The sequence below is a fragment of the Rhodanobacter sp. C05 genome, assembly GCF_002001165.1.
Classification (GTDB): domain Bacteria; phylum Pseudomonadota; class Gammaproteobacteria; order Xanthomonadales; family Rhodanobacteraceae; genus Rhodanobacter.
The window spans coordinates 202,569-218,261 of the sequence record NZ_MUNQ01000008.1; the positions used below are offsets into that span (position 1 = coordinate 202,569).

Annotated in this window: 12 protein-coding genes; 5 read left to right on the plus strand and 7 right to left on the minus strand. The window is 57.7% G+C overall.

The genetic code is table 11. The annotated features are described in order from the left end of the window. Positions 1-317: 317 nt before the first annotated feature. On the minus strand, positions 318-734 hold the full coding sequence (locus B0E51_RS06940) for an H-NS histone family protein (protein ID WP_077444163.1): 417 nt from the start codon (positions 732-734) through the stop codon (positions 318-320). A gap of 217 nt (positions 735-951) precedes the next feature. On the opposite strand from B0E51_RS06940, the gene B0E51_RS19720 reads away from it, so the two are divergent. Further along, positions 952-3,000 (plus strand): SEC-C metal-binding domain-containing protein, encoded by a 2,049-nt coding sequence (locus B0E51_RS19720; RefSeq protein ID WP_077444164.1) that lies wholly within the window; start codon positions 952-954, stop codon positions 2,998-3,000. Positions 3,001-3,043: 43 nt separating this feature from the next. Here B0E51_RS19720 and B0E51_RS06950 read toward each other — a convergent pair whose 3' ends face one another. Then, positions 3,044-3,691: a hypothetical protein gene (locus B0E51_RS06950; RefSeq protein ID WP_077444165.1), complete on the minus strand. Its 648-nt coding sequence runs from the start codon at positions 3,689-3,691 to the stop codon at positions 3,044-3,046. Between the two features lie 198 nt (positions 3,692-3,889). Then, positions 3,890-4,969, minus strand: coding sequence for a site-specific integrase (locus B0E51_RS06955; protein WP_077444166.1), 1,080 nt, complete (start codon positions 4,967-4,969; stop codon positions 3,890-3,892). Positions 4,970-5,078: 109 nt separating this feature from the next. Between B0E51_RS06955 and B0E51_RS06960 the strand changes: the two genes are divergently transcribed. The 4 genes from B0E51_RS06960 to B0E51_RS06975 all read left to right on the plus strand — a co-directional run bounded on the left by B0E51_RS06960 (position 5,079) and on the right by B0E51_RS06975 (position 11,688). Next, on the plus strand, positions 5,079-6,023 hold the full coding sequence (locus tag B0E51_RS06960; protein ID WP_077444167.1) for a DNA-binding protein: 945 nt from the start codon (positions 5,079-5,081) through the stop codon (positions 6,021-6,023). Positions 6,024-6,187: 164 nt separating this feature from the next. After that, the gene (locus tag B0E51_RS06965) at positions 6,188-6,490 is read left to right on the plus strand and encodes a helix-turn-helix transcriptional regulator (RefSeq protein WP_254424439.1); all 303 of its coding nucleotides are present in this window, start codon (positions 6,188-6,190) and stop codon (positions 6,488-6,490) included. A gap of 805 nt (positions 6,491-7,295) precedes the next feature. Further along, positions 7,296-10,511, plus strand: a complete 3,216-nt coding sequence (locus B0E51_RS06970) for an efflux RND transporter permease subunit (RefSeq protein ID WP_077444168.1) — start codon at positions 7,296-7,298, stop codon at positions 10,509-10,511. Positions 10,512-10,521: 10 nt separating this feature from the next. Beyond that, positions 10,522-11,688 (plus strand): efflux RND transporter periplasmic adaptor subunit, encoded by a 1,167-nt coding sequence (locus B0E51_RS06975; RefSeq protein WP_168172589.1) that lies wholly within the window; start codon positions 10,522-10,524, stop codon positions 11,686-11,688. Between the two features lie 393 nt (positions 11,689-12,081). On the opposite strand, the gene B0E51_RS06980 is transcribed toward B0E51_RS06975, so the two are convergent. Genes B0E51_RS06980 through B0E51_RS06995 form a run of 4 tightly spaced genes read right to left on the minus strand, consistent with a single transcriptional unit; the run spans position 12,082 to position 15,693 of the window. Continuing rightward, positions 12,082-12,507 carry a hypothetical protein gene (locus tag B0E51_RS06980; RefSeq protein ID WP_077444170.1) on the minus strand — a complete coding sequence of 142 codons (426 nt, stop codon included), beginning with the start codon at positions 12,505-12,507 and terminating at the stop codon, positions 12,082-12,084. Positions 12,508-12,522: 15 nt separating this feature from the next. Beyond that, positions 12,523-13,467 (minus strand): hypothetical protein, encoded by a 945-nt coding sequence (locus B0E51_RS06985; RefSeq protein ID WP_168172590.1) that lies wholly within the window; start codon positions 13,465-13,467, stop codon positions 12,523-12,525. Then, positions 13,457-14,704, minus strand: a complete 1,248-nt coding sequence (locus B0E51_RS19640) for a GNAT family N-acetyltransferase (RefSeq protein WP_217333079.1) — start codon at positions 14,702-14,704, stop codon at positions 13,457-13,459. The genes B0E51_RS06985 and B0E51_RS19640 overlap by 11 nt, the downstream gene beginning before the upstream one ends. Further along, positions 14,701-15,693 carry an amidohydrolase family protein gene (locus B0E51_RS06995; protein WP_077444172.1) on the minus strand — a complete coding sequence of 331 codons (993 nt, stop codon included), beginning with the start codon at positions 15,691-15,693 and terminating at the stop codon, positions 14,701-14,703. The genes B0E51_RS19640 and B0E51_RS06995 overlap by 4 nt, the downstream gene beginning before the upstream one ends.

The window sequence follows — 15,693 nt, forward strand, 5'->3', positions numbered from 1 at the left end:
TCCGCCTCTGGGAAGATATAACTGGTGGCGAGGCGATTCTTCTCAAGCCGGCGCACGCGCGTGGACCCATCGTCGCACGTTCGTGCGGTGCGACACGTAGAGTGACTAGGGACATCGGGCCTTCGTGTTCCCGGTAGGACGAGGCAAGAAGGCTCGGCATTATTCCGGAAACGCGGGGTAGACGAGCAGTGTTCGTGCCACGGTGGCGTCGGGCAGACGTGAGGCTTGTAGAGCTAAGGGGAGTGTGAGCCATGAAAAAAACCCCGCAGGAGAGATCCAGCGAGGCTTCGGTTATTCGGACTCAGATTCGGCAGAAATTAAGTTTTGACGACCTTTTTGGTTGCTTTTTTCCCTTTGGTGGCCACCGTCTTCTTGGCTGGTGCCGCCTTGGATGTACCACCGTCGATCAGGAAGCTCTCTAGGGTCACACCACGTTTCTTCAGTGCACCAGCGAGCCAGAGTGGACGCTTCCCACGACCGGACCAAGTCTGCTCAGGGTTGGCAGGATTGCGGTACTTCGGTGCCACCGAGGACTTCTTGCCGTTCTTTGTTCCTTTGCTGCGACGGGCCGGATAGACCTCATCCAAATTCAGGCCGGCAGATTTGAGTAAGCCATCAATCTTTTCACGGACGGTGCGAACCTGGGTTGCATGAGCTTCTTGCATCTGGGCGTTCGCGCCCGCGATGAGGGCTTGGAGTTCTTTGGGGGACAGTGCTTTCAGATCAATTGCCATGATTTTCCTTTGGATGATCAAGTTAAGTAACGAGCGCGGTAACGTAGTCTAGCCAATCGGCCTAATTACCTAGGATAGGCCTATTTCGTATGTTCACATCCCAAAGCCATAGGGAGTCAACGTGAGAACAGAGGCTGAAGTGTTTGCGGACTTACGAGACCTATGCAGAGAGCCAGGGTATGTCCATGCCCTGGCCTTTATATGCTTTCGTGACAACATGATCAGCTTCAAGCGGGAGGTCAAGGCCAAGGATATGCGACATATGTTTTCCTCTGGCCGTTTGCTCAGAACTGAAATTTCCGTGCTTGCCGGCCTATTGGTTCAGGGTAAGATCGATTACGCACTTCCGAGCCCCATGCTGTTCCAGAGCTACATCACCCAGAGCGATGAAATTTTCAAAGAATTTCACGATGTGATGGGCGCGGCGATGATGCAGGGGCTGTTAGAAGGCAGGGGCGTTGACGAACGAGGAGAAGCATTCGGGCGGGGAGCCTTCTTGCGAGAACCGTTTTTCTACGGGGGCGAGGCTGCCTATAGTTTCCAGTACAGAGACTTTGCGCCACAAAAATACTGGAGGGACAACGATTGGCTGTCCCAAAGCAAGGGCTTTGAAATAGCTGAGGCTAGAGACGCTGCGGAAGCCATCGCAAATCTGCAGAACAAAAAATTGCATTCGACGCAGATGGAGATGCAAAAATCTTCGCCCGACACATGGACGATTCTTCCGGGCTACATGTTGACTGCTGAAGAAGTAGCCCAGGAAAGTGGCTTGTCTGCGGACAAGGCCCGCAGAGTCCTGGAGGCGTTTACGCATTCTGAGCACAACGAGAAATTTCAATCTGTTGGAGATTTCAACGCTATCTGCGCTTCGCCATTGATACGTGTCGACGGTGAAAGGTATCTGCTCCTCCAGTACTACAACCTTGTTGAAGCTCTGTACGAATCTCCCTTCTACTGGATGATTCAGGACAATGCCTATCGGTCGAAAGCTTCCGAGAATCGTGGAAAATTTACTGAGACATTTGCCACAGACCGGCTAGCGAAAGTCTTCGGGTCAACGAGCGTCCACCAAAACATTGACCTCGTTGCGAAGAAGGGCTCGAAGCTCGGCGAGATAGATGCCCTGGTCGTGTTTGGCGACCGCCTCATAGTTCTTCAGGCCAAGTCTAAGCGTTTGACTCTTGGTGCGAAAAAGGGTGACGACGAGAAGATTCGGGCTGACTTCCAAAAGGCTATTCAAGATTCCTACGACCAAGCCTTGAGCTGTGCGAAGCATCTCCTCACTGGAGACTGCAAGGTGCTCACCGCAGGCGGTGATGAAGTTCAGCTGGAATGGATGCCAAAGGAAATCTTTCTACTTTGTGTCGTCGCAGACAACTATCCGGCACTGAGCTTTCAATCTCGCCAGTTCCTGAAGTATGAGGAATCTGCGCAAATCAAACCGCCCCTAGTCATAGATGTGTTCTTCCTAGACGTCTTGGCTGAGATGCTCGATTCGCCTCTTCGTTTCCTGAGCTACGTCAAGCGAAGAGTTGAGTACAACGAACGCATCCATGCCACGCATGAATTGACGGTTCTGTCATACCACCTGAAGACTAACCTATGGTTGGACGATGACCACGGTGTGGTCAGCTTGGGGGACGACATTGCTGTTGACCTCGATGTAGCTATGAGCGTTCGGCGTGACAATTTGCCGGGGGCACGCACGCCGACCGGCATCCTTACGCACCTCTCAGGCACCTCTTTCGACCGGCTCATCAAGAAGATTGAGGGGAAGGGTGATCCTGGATCGATTGAGCTTGGGTTTTTCCTTTTGACCTTGTCGGAAAACACGAGCAAGTCCATGAGCATGGGGCTGGACCAGATAACGCGCATGGTCCGTGCGGATGGAAAAGCTCACGATTTTTCCATCGGAACTGTGGTTTCCAAGGAGGGGCTCACTGTCCATTGCAATCCAGCTTCGGAAGAGAAATCGGCTCGAATGTTGCTGACACATTGCTCGGGAAAGAAGTACGCGCAACGCGCAAACAAGTGGTTCGGTCTGTGTGTGGATCTCGACGCGGAGCCTGTTCATGGCGTTTGTTTAGAGTTCGATTGGGAACAATCCGACGAGATGGACAAAGAAGCATCGCGATATTTTCGCGGCGCACCGATCAAAGATATGGCCACAGGATTTAGCAACAATAGACGACGAAAGATCGGACGCAACGATCACTGCCCCTGCGGAAGCGGGCTGAAATACAAGCGGTGTTGTATTGGACGCTGACGCATGTTCCGACTGCGCGCCACGTTCTGCCTATGAACTTTGATCATGGCTCATCTGAGCCACCCTTACGAATCGCCTGAGCATCGCGAACATGTTTTGGCAACGGGTCGACAACTTCAAGGTCGTCGGACAGTGGGTTAAACGCAACCAGCAGAAATCCGCCCACAGGCTTTGCTTCATCCGGACCTCCACCAGAAATGGCTTCAAGGTTAGAGTCATGAATGGACGTCAAAAGCTCCATGAAAAGTTCAACCGCTTTGTTACATTGCTCAGGGGTAAAAGTAGGTTCGAGCAAGAGTTTTAGGGACAGGCCTGGCCGAAGTTCGGCGACCACTGAAAAGAGCATCGAGTACTTCGGGATCTGTGACGCGGTTTTTCCTTTTAAGAAAATTAGTTTGACTCGTGCTGCAGATGGCCCGATGAAATTGCTTGTTAGTGAGTGAATGCCTTTTTTCAACAGCAGATAGTGGTCTTTTCCTGCCTCTTTCAGAAATCCATCGAAGTAAGACTTGCCGATGTAGATGAACACTGCAGTCGGGATGAGCCACTCCAACGCGGCATAGGGGCCTGGATTCGGCCTTGCAATTTGCTTCAGTTCGAGAGCTGGATGCTTTACCGCTTTGGAGAATTCGTCGAAGGGCTCTACGGACATTTCATCAAGGTAGATAAGACCAAGGTGTGCGGCCTGCATGCTCTTCTCCTGAGGGTTGAACCGTCGCGGTCAGTGTCTCATGGCTGATATTAGCGACCGGCCGGCACATGATTGCATGCGCAAGGCTGATGCTTGACGCCACCCCGGGGAACGGCAGGATCACTCCACACTTCGAACCACGGTAAGGCAACGCGCCGACTGAGGAAGATCACCTTCCACACTCTCTCTGCTTGCTGTTTAGTCGTCCTCAAGTAGCCGTGCCGCTGGGTTATCGGCCACGCCTCCCGCCTGAAAATATCCCACAACACTGGCCACTGACCGATGCTCGGTCATCGCCATCAACGCGGGCAGGGCGACACCCTGGCGTGCACCTTCGGTGATAAAGCCCGAGCGCAGGCTATGCCCGCCAAAGCTCCCCTTCAAGCCCGCCTTCGCGGCCCGCCGTTGGACGATCGCGCCGACCGCCGCCGGCGACAACGCGTCACCGGTCCGCTTCGTCCACAGCCGCCGAAAGATCGCTCCTTCCGTGAGGCCACTGGCGGTCAACCAGGCCGTCATCGCCTGACCGGCAATGCCCAGGATCGGTTTGTCCGGCGTCGACGTCGCGCTCGGGCCGGCCTGCTGCGTCTTGCTGTGTTCCAGCCGGTACACGTATTGGTCCGGTCCGATCAGCCGCAGATCGCTGAGGTCGGCCGCCGCGACTTCACTACGTCGCCGCCCCCCGCTGGCAAACGCAAAGTAGAGCAGGGCACGATCACGAACTCCTTCCAACGAGTCGTCACACGTCGCGATCAGCGCCTCAAGGCCGCTGCGCACGATCGCGGTTTTCTTGCTCGGCCGCTCGCCGCGTTTTACCGCCGCCCGCCGCGCGCGTGCCAAAAGATGGCGCACCGCGGGCTGTTCGCACGGATTGGGCTGCTTTTTCAGCTGGTGCACCGACGACAGCACCGCGATCCGATGCACGACCGTGCTGAGCTTGTACGCGCCGGCATGCTGTTTCAGGCCGGCGGCCACCAACTGGGTATCCAGCGCCACCGGCAGCTCCCACACTAGGCCAGCTTTGGCGCGTCGAGCGACGTGATCGACGATGAATTGCACCACGGCGGCCTCGGGTACCGGCAACGCAATCGGCGTCCCAAAGCGCCCCTGGAACCACGCGGCCCAGTAGCGCAGGGCGCTGTGATAGCTGCGCGTGGTGTTGGCGGACGCCGCTTCGGCCAGGATTTCACGCACGGCCTCGGCGGCGCTGGTGGCCAGCGCATCTGGTGCCAACACCGGAAAGCTCGACAGGGTAGGCAGATGTACGTTATTTTTCATATGTACCACATATGTTTTAATACGAATATGCGCCACTACCGACGATAATCATCCATTATCGTCGGTATCTAAACAAGCGGGTAGGGCGCCGATCAAGGAGACATCTGAAATGCCCAAAGGCATCACGCAAGAGCAGGTCAGTGCCGCGGCCGACGCATTGGTCGCCGCCGGCGATAAACCGACCGTCGACAAAATCCGCCAGGCGCTCGGCACGGGCTCGCCCAACACGGTGACCCGCATGCTGGACACTTGGCGGGGCGCGCTCGCCACGCGGCTAGGCCAAGTGCTTGCGTTGCCCGAGGTCCCAGGGGACGTGGGGCAGGCGTTTGCGGAAGTCTGGCGATTAGCCGTCACCCATGCAGAATCACTTGCTCAGGCCGCCCTCGCGCACGAGCAGAACGCCCTGCTGGCGGCCCAAACGTCCCTCACGCAAGAACGCAAACTCTGGGAAATCGCGATCGCCGAGGCCCAGGCGCAGGCACAGAGCGCGGCGCAGGCGCGTGCGGTCGCCGACACGCGACTGGCGGATGTCCAACGTCTCGTGGAGCAACAGGCGGCTCAATTGGCCGAACTGATGCAACAACGCGATGGGTTACTGCAGCGTGCGGATCAGCTTACCGAGGCCTTCGACACGCATAAGAGCATCGTGACGACCGAACGTGAGGCCCAAGCGGCGCATGTTCGGGCGGTAGAGGATCGAGCGCACGCGGAAATCGATCGGGCTCGGGAAGAAACCAAAACCCTTCAGGCGGTGCTGCGGCAGAAGGAACGGGAAATCTCAGAGGTCGCCTCACGTCTGGAAACCGCCGAGACGTCGGCTCGCGCCGCAGCGCACCTGGCCACCGAACACGGGGCTCGCGCTAACACCTTGGAGCAGCAACTGGCACGGATGGACGGTCTTCCAGCAGCGCTGCTCGCGGCTCAGCACGCCTTGAAAGCCAGTACACAACGGGAAGTGGCGCTTCAAGCCAAGTTGGATGGCACTGCGGCGAACGCGAAGATCAAGCCGGCAGCCAGGAAAAGAAAGTCGCGAGGTGCGTCGGGAGCTGGCTAGATTTCACTGCGCGCGCACAACGACTACAGCGCTCTGGTGCTGATTTTCTTTCATGTGCGACCAGACGGCTCGTCATCGCATCGATCGGTGTACTTACTGATGACGAAGCGTCCCGCCATGTTCAGTTATTGATGTGGCGTACCGAATTCAGTAGGTTACTGAGCATGAAAGGAAAATCCATGATGAGCAACAGACACATCGGCGGAGACTTCGATGATTTCCTGGCACTGAATGGAATCCTCGAAGAAAGCACTGCAATCGCCATGAAGCGAGTGATCGCCTGGCAGATTCAGCAAGAAATGAAGGCGCAGAAAATCAGCAAGAGCAAAATTGCTGTGCTCATGGGAATCAGTCGGTCACGCCTCGATAGCCTGCTCGATGAATCTGACGTCAGCCCCACACTAAAGACGTTGGCCAGCGCAGCTATCGCACTGGGCAAGAAGTTGCACATAGAGCTGGCCGCCTGACATCTAGCAATTCCTTATGGGAAGCACGCTCAAGAAGATGTGTGGCGGTTTTTTGGTTCAAATTTACAAATTGAGGGCGTTTTGTTGGTGGAGCTGCAAATCGAGGGAAAGTTGTGGGTGCGAAAACTGTCATCTATAGGCAGCTGCAAGGGCAATTCGTGGTCGTTGATCACTTAGTACGGCATATGTGTCGCAAGGGTGAGGATAACCAAGATCAATAATTTCGCATAATGTATATTATGTCAAATAAAGAATGACGCGTATGAGTAGAGTCAGTCGGAGCTTCAGGGTTCGTGACCCAACGCAGATGTTCGCGCCGCTCGTTGATTTGCTTAGAAATTAGAAGCGGCGTTTTCGCACCGTCAACGTCAACGACGACTTCAACCGCGAGTCGTTGCGAATCGAGATCCACACCAGAGAGCGTCGAGCTGAGTCACACCGTAAGAGATGTCGTCCTTTCCCCAGCTCGTGCGTTTGTGCCTTACCCGAAGCCTTCACGGATCGAACATGGCGTGCGTGGATTGCCGTGCAGGTACAGACCTCCGGCCAACGTCACTGGAGGTGTCCGACCATTCATGCGATACGACCATGTGTCCTCACATCCTGGTGAAGCAAAATCTTGCGCCACCGGCTTATTCCAGCAGTCTTCAAAGCCACGCAAGACAGTGTCCTATGGCATATGGTCGCTTGCCAAAATACCAGCCTAGGCTATTACTCTTTGCCCCTTCCCCAGCAAACATAAAATCTGATCACGCACGACGGACCTGTATCCGTCCGCAGGCGTGGCTGATGGAAATCAGTAGTTATGTGGATAGTCAAAATCGCGCTGGATCGGCCGCTAACGTTCATCGTTCTGGCGCTGCTGCTGCTGATACTCGGACCGCTCGCGATTCTGAATACACCGACCGACATTTTTCCGAACATCAACATCCCGGTCGTCTCGGTGGTATGGCAGTACACCGGTCTGCCCGCGGAGGACATGAACAACCGCATCGTGACCGGTTTCGAGCGCTCGATCACCACGACGGTCAACGATGTCGAGCATACCGAGACGCAGTCATTGAACGGCGTCGGTCTGGTCAAGGTGTTCTTCCAGCCGAACGTCAACATCGACATGGCGGTCGCGCAGATCACCTCGATTTCGCAAACTGTGCTGAGATCGATGCCGGCAGGCACAACGCCGCCGCTGGTGATCGTCTACAACGCATCCAGCGTGCCGATCCTGCAGTTTGCGCTGTCGTCGAAGGACTTGTCCGAAGCGACCATCTTCGACGATGCCAACCAGATCGTGCGCACCTTCGTCACCAGTGTGCGCGGCGCCGCCACGCCCTACCCCTATGGCGGCAAGCAGCGGCAGATCGAGGTCGATCTGAACCCGCAGGCGTTGCTGGCTCACGGCATGTCGCCGAATGACGTGGTCACGGCCATCGGCCAGCAGAACCTGATCCTGCCGGCGGGTACGGAAAAGATCGGGGACATCGAATACAGCGTGAAGTTGAACGGCAGTCCGCAACAGATCGCCGACCTCAACAATGCGCCGATCCGAACCGTCAACGGCGTCACGACGTATATCCGCGATGTCGCACTGGTGCATGACGGCTCACCACCGCAGACCAATATCGTGCGCGTGGACGGCCAGCGTGCCGTGCTGATGTCGATCCTGAAGATCGGCAATGCCTCCACCCTGGACATTGTCGACAGCCTGCGCGGGATGCTGCCGAAAATTCGTGAGGCGATACCGACGAACCTGAAGGTCCAGGCATTGTCCGATCAGTCACTGTTCGTACGTGCGGCCATTTCAGGCGTGATCCGCGAAGGCGTCATCGCGGCGGCCCTCACCGGCTTGATGATCCTGCTGTTCCTGGGATCGTGGCGCTCGACGCTGATCATCGCGATCTCGATCCCGCTGTCGATCCTGGCTTCGATCATTGCGCTTTCCGCGCTGGGCGAAACGATCAACATCATGACCCTGGGTGGCCTCGCGTTGGCGGTGGGCATCCTGGTCGACGATGCCACGGTAACCATCGAGAACATCAACTCGCATCTGGAGCAAGGCAAGGACGTCTACGAAGCGATCATGGAAGGCGCACATCAGATCGCGATTCCGGCGCTGGTTTCCACCTTGTCGATCTGCATCGTGTTCGTGCCGATCTTCTTCCTTGGCGGTGTCGCCAAGTATCTGTTCGCACCATTGGCCGAGGCCGTCGTATTCGCGATGCTGGCGTCATACGTGCTGTCGCGAACACTGGTGCCGACACTTTCGCTGTATTGGCTGAAAAAGCATGCACACGGGGACCAGGCCCCCAAAGGGCCGCTTGCACGCTTCCAGGCCGGCTTCGAACGGCGCTTCGAGAAGACCCGCGACGGTTATCGTGGCGCCCTCGTGGCCGCCGAAGAACACCGCGGGCTGTTCGCCATTCTCTTCTTCAGCGCGTGTGCGCTCTCGGTGGCCTTGCTGGTGCCGTGGCTGGGGCGAGATTTTTTCCCGTACGTCGACGGTGGTCAGATCGAACTGCATTTCCGCGCTCAGACCGGCCTGCGCATCGAGGAAACCGCACGCCTGGCCGATGGCATCGAGAACACGATTCGCCAGACCATCCCGAAGAAGGAACTGGTCAGCGTCGTCGATACGCTTGGCCTGCCCTACAGCGGCATCAACCTGTCCTACAGCAACACTGGCGTGGTTGGCACATCCGATGGCGACATCTTCGTCAGCCTGGGCGAAGGTCATCATCCGACCATCGATTATGTGCGCACGTTGCGACAGCGTTTGATGCAACGCTATCCCGGTATCATCTTTTCCTTCCTGCCGGCGGACATCGTTGGCCAGATCCTGAACTTTGGTTCGCCAGCACCGATCGATGTGCAGGTCAGCGGGCGCGATGCGGCGACCACCGCCAAGGTTGCCAACGAGCTCTATGGCAAGCTCCTGCGCGTGCCGGGGCTGGTCGATCTGCGCCTGCAACAGGCACTCAACCTGCCGCAGATCAACGTCAATGTCGATCGTACCCGCGCCAACCTGGTCGGCCTGACGCAGCAGGATGTAGCCGGCAACCTGCTGACGGCGCTCGCTGGTTCCTCGCAGGTCAGCCCGACGTTCTGGGTCGATCCGAAAACCGGTGTGAGCTATTCCATCGCAACCCAGGCACCGCAGTATCGGCTCGATACCTTGCAGGCATTGAAGACGCTGCCGATTACCAGTGAAGCTGCGGGAGCGGGAGCAGCGGCGGCAACGGCAGCCGCATCGGGCACCAACAATGGCAGCAGCGGTTTGCCCAGCCAGACCCTGCAGGACGTGGCAAGTTTTTCGCGCAGCGCCGGGCCTGCCATCGTGACCCACTACAGCACGCGGCCCACCATGGATCTGTATGCCGCGGTGGACCGTACCGACCTCGGCAGTGTGGCCGCCGACGTGCAGCGCATCGTCGACACGTATTCCAAAAACTTGCCACGTGGCGTCGAAATCGACGTGCGCGGTCAGGTGAAGACCATGGCCGAGTCTTACCGTGGCCTTATCGGTGGTCTCGCCTTCGCCATCGTGCTGGTCTATCTGCTGATCGTGGTCAATTTCCAGAGCTGGGTGGATCCGCTGATCATCATCGCGGCCTTGCCCGCCGCGCTGGCCGGACTGGTCTGGATGCTGTTCCTGACGGGTACACCGTTGTCGGTGCCTGCGCTGATGGGCGCGATCATGTGCATGGGCGTTGCCACCGCCAACTCGATCCTGGTGATCAGTTTCGCGCGCGAGCAGCTCGATCAGCACGGCGATCCGGTCAAGGCAGCGATCGAGGCCGGCTTTGCGCGTTTCCGCCCGGTGCTGATGACCGCCTTTGCGATGATCATCGGCATGGTGCCAATGGCGTTGGGAATGGGTGAAGGCGGCGAGCAGAATGCGCCACTCGGCCGTGCCGTGATCGGCGGCCTGTTGCTGGCGACCGCGGCCACACTGTTCTTCGTACCCACCTTCTTCAGTCTGTTGCATCGGCGTCGCCAGGCGCGCCTCAATGCCGCCGCCGCTTGAGATACTGATCATGACCAGCCCAAATGCCCCTTCCCCGCAGCGTTCGTCCAAGCCGTCACATCGCGTACGACTCGTGCTGATCGTGCTCGGTGTCGTGCTGATCGTGCTTGCTGCACTCGGCATCCTCAAGCGTGTTCACGCGCGTCAGGTATTGAGCGAGGACACCGATCGCAACGCCATTCCGACAGTGTCGACACTGACACCGCAGGCTGCGCCAGAGAATCAGTTCATGACGCTGCCCGGCACGGTCAAGTCCTGGCAGGATGCTGAGATCTACGCACGCACGACGGGGTACGTGAAGAAGTGGTACGTGGATATCGGTGCACGGGTGAAACAAGGCCAGCGTCTCGCCGATCTCGACACGCCTGATGTGGACAACGAGCTTTTGCAGGGTCAGGCGCAAATGCGTACCGACCAGGCGAATGAGAAGCTGGCCAAGGTCACCGCCGATCGCTACGAAGCGCTGGTCAAACAGGGCCTGGTAGCAATGCAGACAGGTGACCAGTACGTCGCCCAGTTGAATGCCGACATCGCGACGGTGGAAGCGGACCGCGCCAATGTGGCCAAGCTTCAGAACATGGAGGAGTTCAAGTACATCAACGCACCATTCGATGGCGTGATCACCCAGCGCAATCTGGACGTGGGCGCGCTGGTCGATGCCGGTTCCACCGGCAGCAACCTGTTCGTGATCGCCGACACCACCCGGCTACGCGTGTTCATCGATGTGCCGGAAGGTTATGCGAACAGCGTACGCATCGGCACGCCGGTGACCGTGACCCTCAGCAGCTACGGCACCAAGCCGTTTACCGGCACGATTGCCCGCACCGCGGACGCGCTTGATTCCAGCACGCGCACCTTGCGCACCGAGATCGACGTGGACAATGCGGGCCAGGCACTGGTCCCTGGCGTATACGCCGACGTCAAGCTGGCGCTTTCAACCCCGACACAGAATTTCATCGTACCGGCCAATACCCTGCTGTTCCGGAGCGAGGGCCTGCGTATCGCGTTGGTTGATGCGCAGAAGCACGTCCATCTGCAGCCAATCACGCTGGGCCGCGACTTCGGCAACACGATCGAGGTGACCGAAGGCCTCGATTCAGGTATGCGCATCATCCTGAATCCGGCCGATTCGCTGTACGAAGGCGAGCGGGTAGACATCGCCACGCATGACAAGTAACCCGAAATTCCGGACTCAAGCGCAGCCGTGGCACTGCACTTTTCCGTGTGCCCGAACCGAAGCCTGTGCACCCTTGATCATGGCCAACCAGTCATAACCATCCTTCAACTGGATGGCCGTCGCCTCGGCGGTATAGCGAAAATTTGGACGTTTTTGTCTTCAAGTGCAAAAATTGCAGGCGAAAGTAATTTGCAATTCTTTGCTGTATATAAATAATTCGAGCAAATGTACTTGCTGCATCAAACTGCTATGCCTGCAGATTGGCATGGGACGAGTTTCGGCCTTCCATCAAGTCGCCTTTGACGTGCCTACGTTGATTCGCATGCAAAGAGGCCCCCTTCGATTCGCTGGACCTCAGGAACCCACGACGTGGGCTCGCCGCAGTATGGATGTTCATAGTCCCGCCCAAGCTGGATTCCTGGTCGCCTGGTAACGCTCCAGGCTAGGTGCCGGGCAATAAACCGTGTCTACGAAAATGTTGCGCTCTGCCCAGAAAACCTCCAGGTCGTAGACACAGAACGAATATTTTTGGGGTTGTTCGACCCAGCCCTGCTCGCTCAGCACCGAAACCGAATTGAACAATTCATTGTCGTTTCCCCACCAGGCCAGGATCAGGTATGGAAACGATGCGCCCTGATGGAAGATGGCGAAATGAGGCGTGGTGTGCCAGTGCAGGTCGCGCACCTGTTTCACTGCCTTGAGACGATCGAGGAAAAACGCCTGGTCAACCGGGAGACCGCTTGCCGAGATCGTATAAATCTTGCCGCCGTCAGCGTCCTTCCATTCGAGCGGCCCGCGGATGGTTCTAGGTCTGAACATGTCGGCTCCTTGAGCTCAGCCCTGCACGGCTGCACCGGTTCGCTCTACCAACATCGAGGCGAGCAACCCCATGGCGAACGCTTGCAGCAAATAGCGGTCTCCCGGTTGTCCTGCTGGCTTGCGGTTGTAATGGTCGAGATTGATCAAGGCATCTGCGGAAAGGCAATGGCCCAGATCCAGCAACGTGTCTGCGTGCAGCAGCTGTGTGGAAAATCCTGCCGCAGTGGCGTTGTAGGTGGCAAGCGGCCAGAAAAAATTGGTGGAAAATACCTTCGCCACTCCAGCGAGCGGCATGCCTGCATCGGAAAGCGCGGCTACGGTCACCTTGTTGATCAGGGCCTGGCGCTGGTCGAGATTGTCCTCGCCATGCATCCCCTGCACGTTGCCATATTGCGCAAAGCCGAGCACCCTGAAGTCCAGCGGATCAATCGAGGATATCAGGCATGCCACCGCTGCATCGCTGATGACGCCGAAGGATTGTATGCGATGCGCATCCGCGCCGGCCTGGTCGTAGGATGCCACCAGTATTCGTCGACCAAGACCGCTGCGAATATGCATGCACGCGGTGTGGATCGCCGACAATAACCCCGTGCACTCCTGCGCAACGATCGCCATCGGTACCGCGCGAAGCAAGCCATGGCGCTTGAGCAAGTCGGGTACCAGCCTGCGGTCCGCAAGAAATCCTGCGGAGGCCGAAGTCAGGATGAACATGTCAATGTCCGAGGCTTCCACACCGGTGTCTTCCAGGCAGCGCTCGATCACGCGCGAGATGACCGTGCCGGGCGCAAGCGTACTTTCGCGAAAATGCCGGTATCGCAACAAGGCACTGTTCATGGGAAGTTTGAGCGCCGCAAATTGTTCGCGCGCTCCGGCGATGGCTTCCACTTCGCGGATCGTGTCGCCTAGCTCGACGGTCAGGCCGCCCAGGCCGAAGCTGGCACCCTGCTCCTCACGCTGCATAGGCTTGAGCCATTCCTTCGTACATGCCATAGAACAGATCGCAGGTTTTGCGAACCGCCTCCAGGGCTTCCTGCTGCATGGACGCCGTGGTGCAGATGTCGGCGACCAGGCTGATGCCCTCGGCGACATGACCGATATCTTCTTTCTGGTGCACCGAGAAAAATTGCAAGTCGGTCTCCGTAAGGCTGTAGATGCGCGGCAGCAGTTCATGGCGGGCCTCGCCGGCTGCGGTTTCCAAATTCTGCCCTTCACTGGCAATCATCACGGCGGCAGCGCCCATGTGAAACGTGTGCCGATTGCGCACGAGGTCCATACGGTAATCGATCAGCGCCTTGGTCGACGGAAGCGGTATGGCGGCATCGCGATCGGCGTCGCCGACGCCTATGGCCCTGATGAAATTCTCCATCAAGTTCACATGGTTGTCGGTCCTGGAAAAGCGCCCGGTCTCTTCTTCGTACATATTGAGAAGCAGGCGTTTCTTGTGTATGCCGCGCGGACAATGATGATAAAGCGTTTCGATGTATTCGAGAAAATGCTTGGTCAATTGATAGCCTTGCAAGGTAACCCTGCGCAGCAGCTCCCATTGCGGCGTGCCATTCAAGATTTTCTTGACGATGGGATGGGTCAAGGTAATGCGCGACTCCAGTTCGTCCCTGAGTTTCTTCTTGAATTCATCGGCCGAAAGCAACGCCGGCGACGATGCGCTCAGGCGGGCACGCAAGGAAGCACTGGATTGCTGCATGTACACGCCGGGATGCGCAATGCCGTCCACCCGCGCGTAATCGACCAGGCGGCCATATTCGGTAAAGCCCAGGCCCTGCCAAAGCTGATGCGGCCGGGAGTTTTCCCTTACGTCCAGCGTGATCAGGCTGTAGCCATGCGCATCGCAATAGTCGCATATGTTCAGAAAGGCGCCCCTGACCAGGCCGCGCTTCTGATAATCGGAACGAATGATGCCCTTGGAAAGGTTGGCAATATGTCGGCAGTTGGGCATCTCGCTCGACGCCAGGAGAGCCATGCCAATGAAGTCGTCTCCATCGCGGATCACGAACAAGGCCAAGCCGCCCCGACGCAGCGAATCCTCGAGATCGGCGACTAGCGCCTGCCCTTCGTCGTCGTTCAAGGCCTGCCGATAACCGATTACATCGGTATGCTGGATGGCATCGTTGTACAAGGCGACAATCCCAGCGCCAGTGCTCGGATCGATCGATGTCGGCCAAAAGAATTGCACGCTCACGGTTTTTCTCCTTCGAGTTCGAACATCGGACCGATGCCGCTCGCTTGGGTGGCAACGGATGGGCTGGGCAACAGCTTGCCGATCGTGCCGGCCATGATGGCCGCAACGGTCGAATCGGCGAGACTGCGCATGGGCCCGGTTTCTTCGAGCAAGCCGCTCACCATGGCGGCAAGGTCGTCCTTCATGGAAAAAACGGGCCAGTCGGTACCAAAGATGATCTTGTGGTTGATGCCCTGGGAAAAAAGGTCGGCAAGATGCTGCTGCCAGCCCGACGCCGACATGGCGGCGGGAAAGCCTGAGATGTCCAGATACACATTGGCCCGGTAGTTGCACATCAATTTCGCCTGTTCCACGAAATTGACGCCACCGTGCGCCAGAATGAAGTTCACGCCGGGAAAGTGTTTCGCTGCGGCGTCGATCAGATAAGGATCTGCGTAACTAAAGTCCAGGGTGGGCGTAGTGGGTCCGGTATGCAGCAGCACGGGAAGCTGGCGCGCTGCGCAGAATTCGTACAACGGGAACATGCGTTCGTCGCTGGGCGAAAACCCGCAAGGCGGATAAACCTTGAGCCCCTCGAAGCCATGGCGATCGACGACCCGCTCGAACAGGTCATAGCCGGATCTGCCCCAGCGCGGGTCCACACCGAAGAAAACATGGAAGCGGCCCGGGTGGCGCGCACGGACGGCGGCGTGTTGGGCAGCCATGTCTTCCAGGCTGTACTGCGATTTGAAGACATGCGTGAAATCCGGCGCAAGCAGGACGGTGCGAGCGATGCCCGCTTCGTCCATCTTGCGGACCAGCCGGTCGGCATCATGGTCATGATACTGAAGCTCCAGCACCCTGCCCAGCTTTTCCGCTTCGCCGGAACGTTCGCGCGCGAACTGCTTTCTGGCCATGTTGCGCGCCACACCGACGAAAAATTCGCTAGGTATGCAGCGTGAAGATGCCAAATGGCAATGTCCATCGACGATCAGGGGCGGACGACGCAT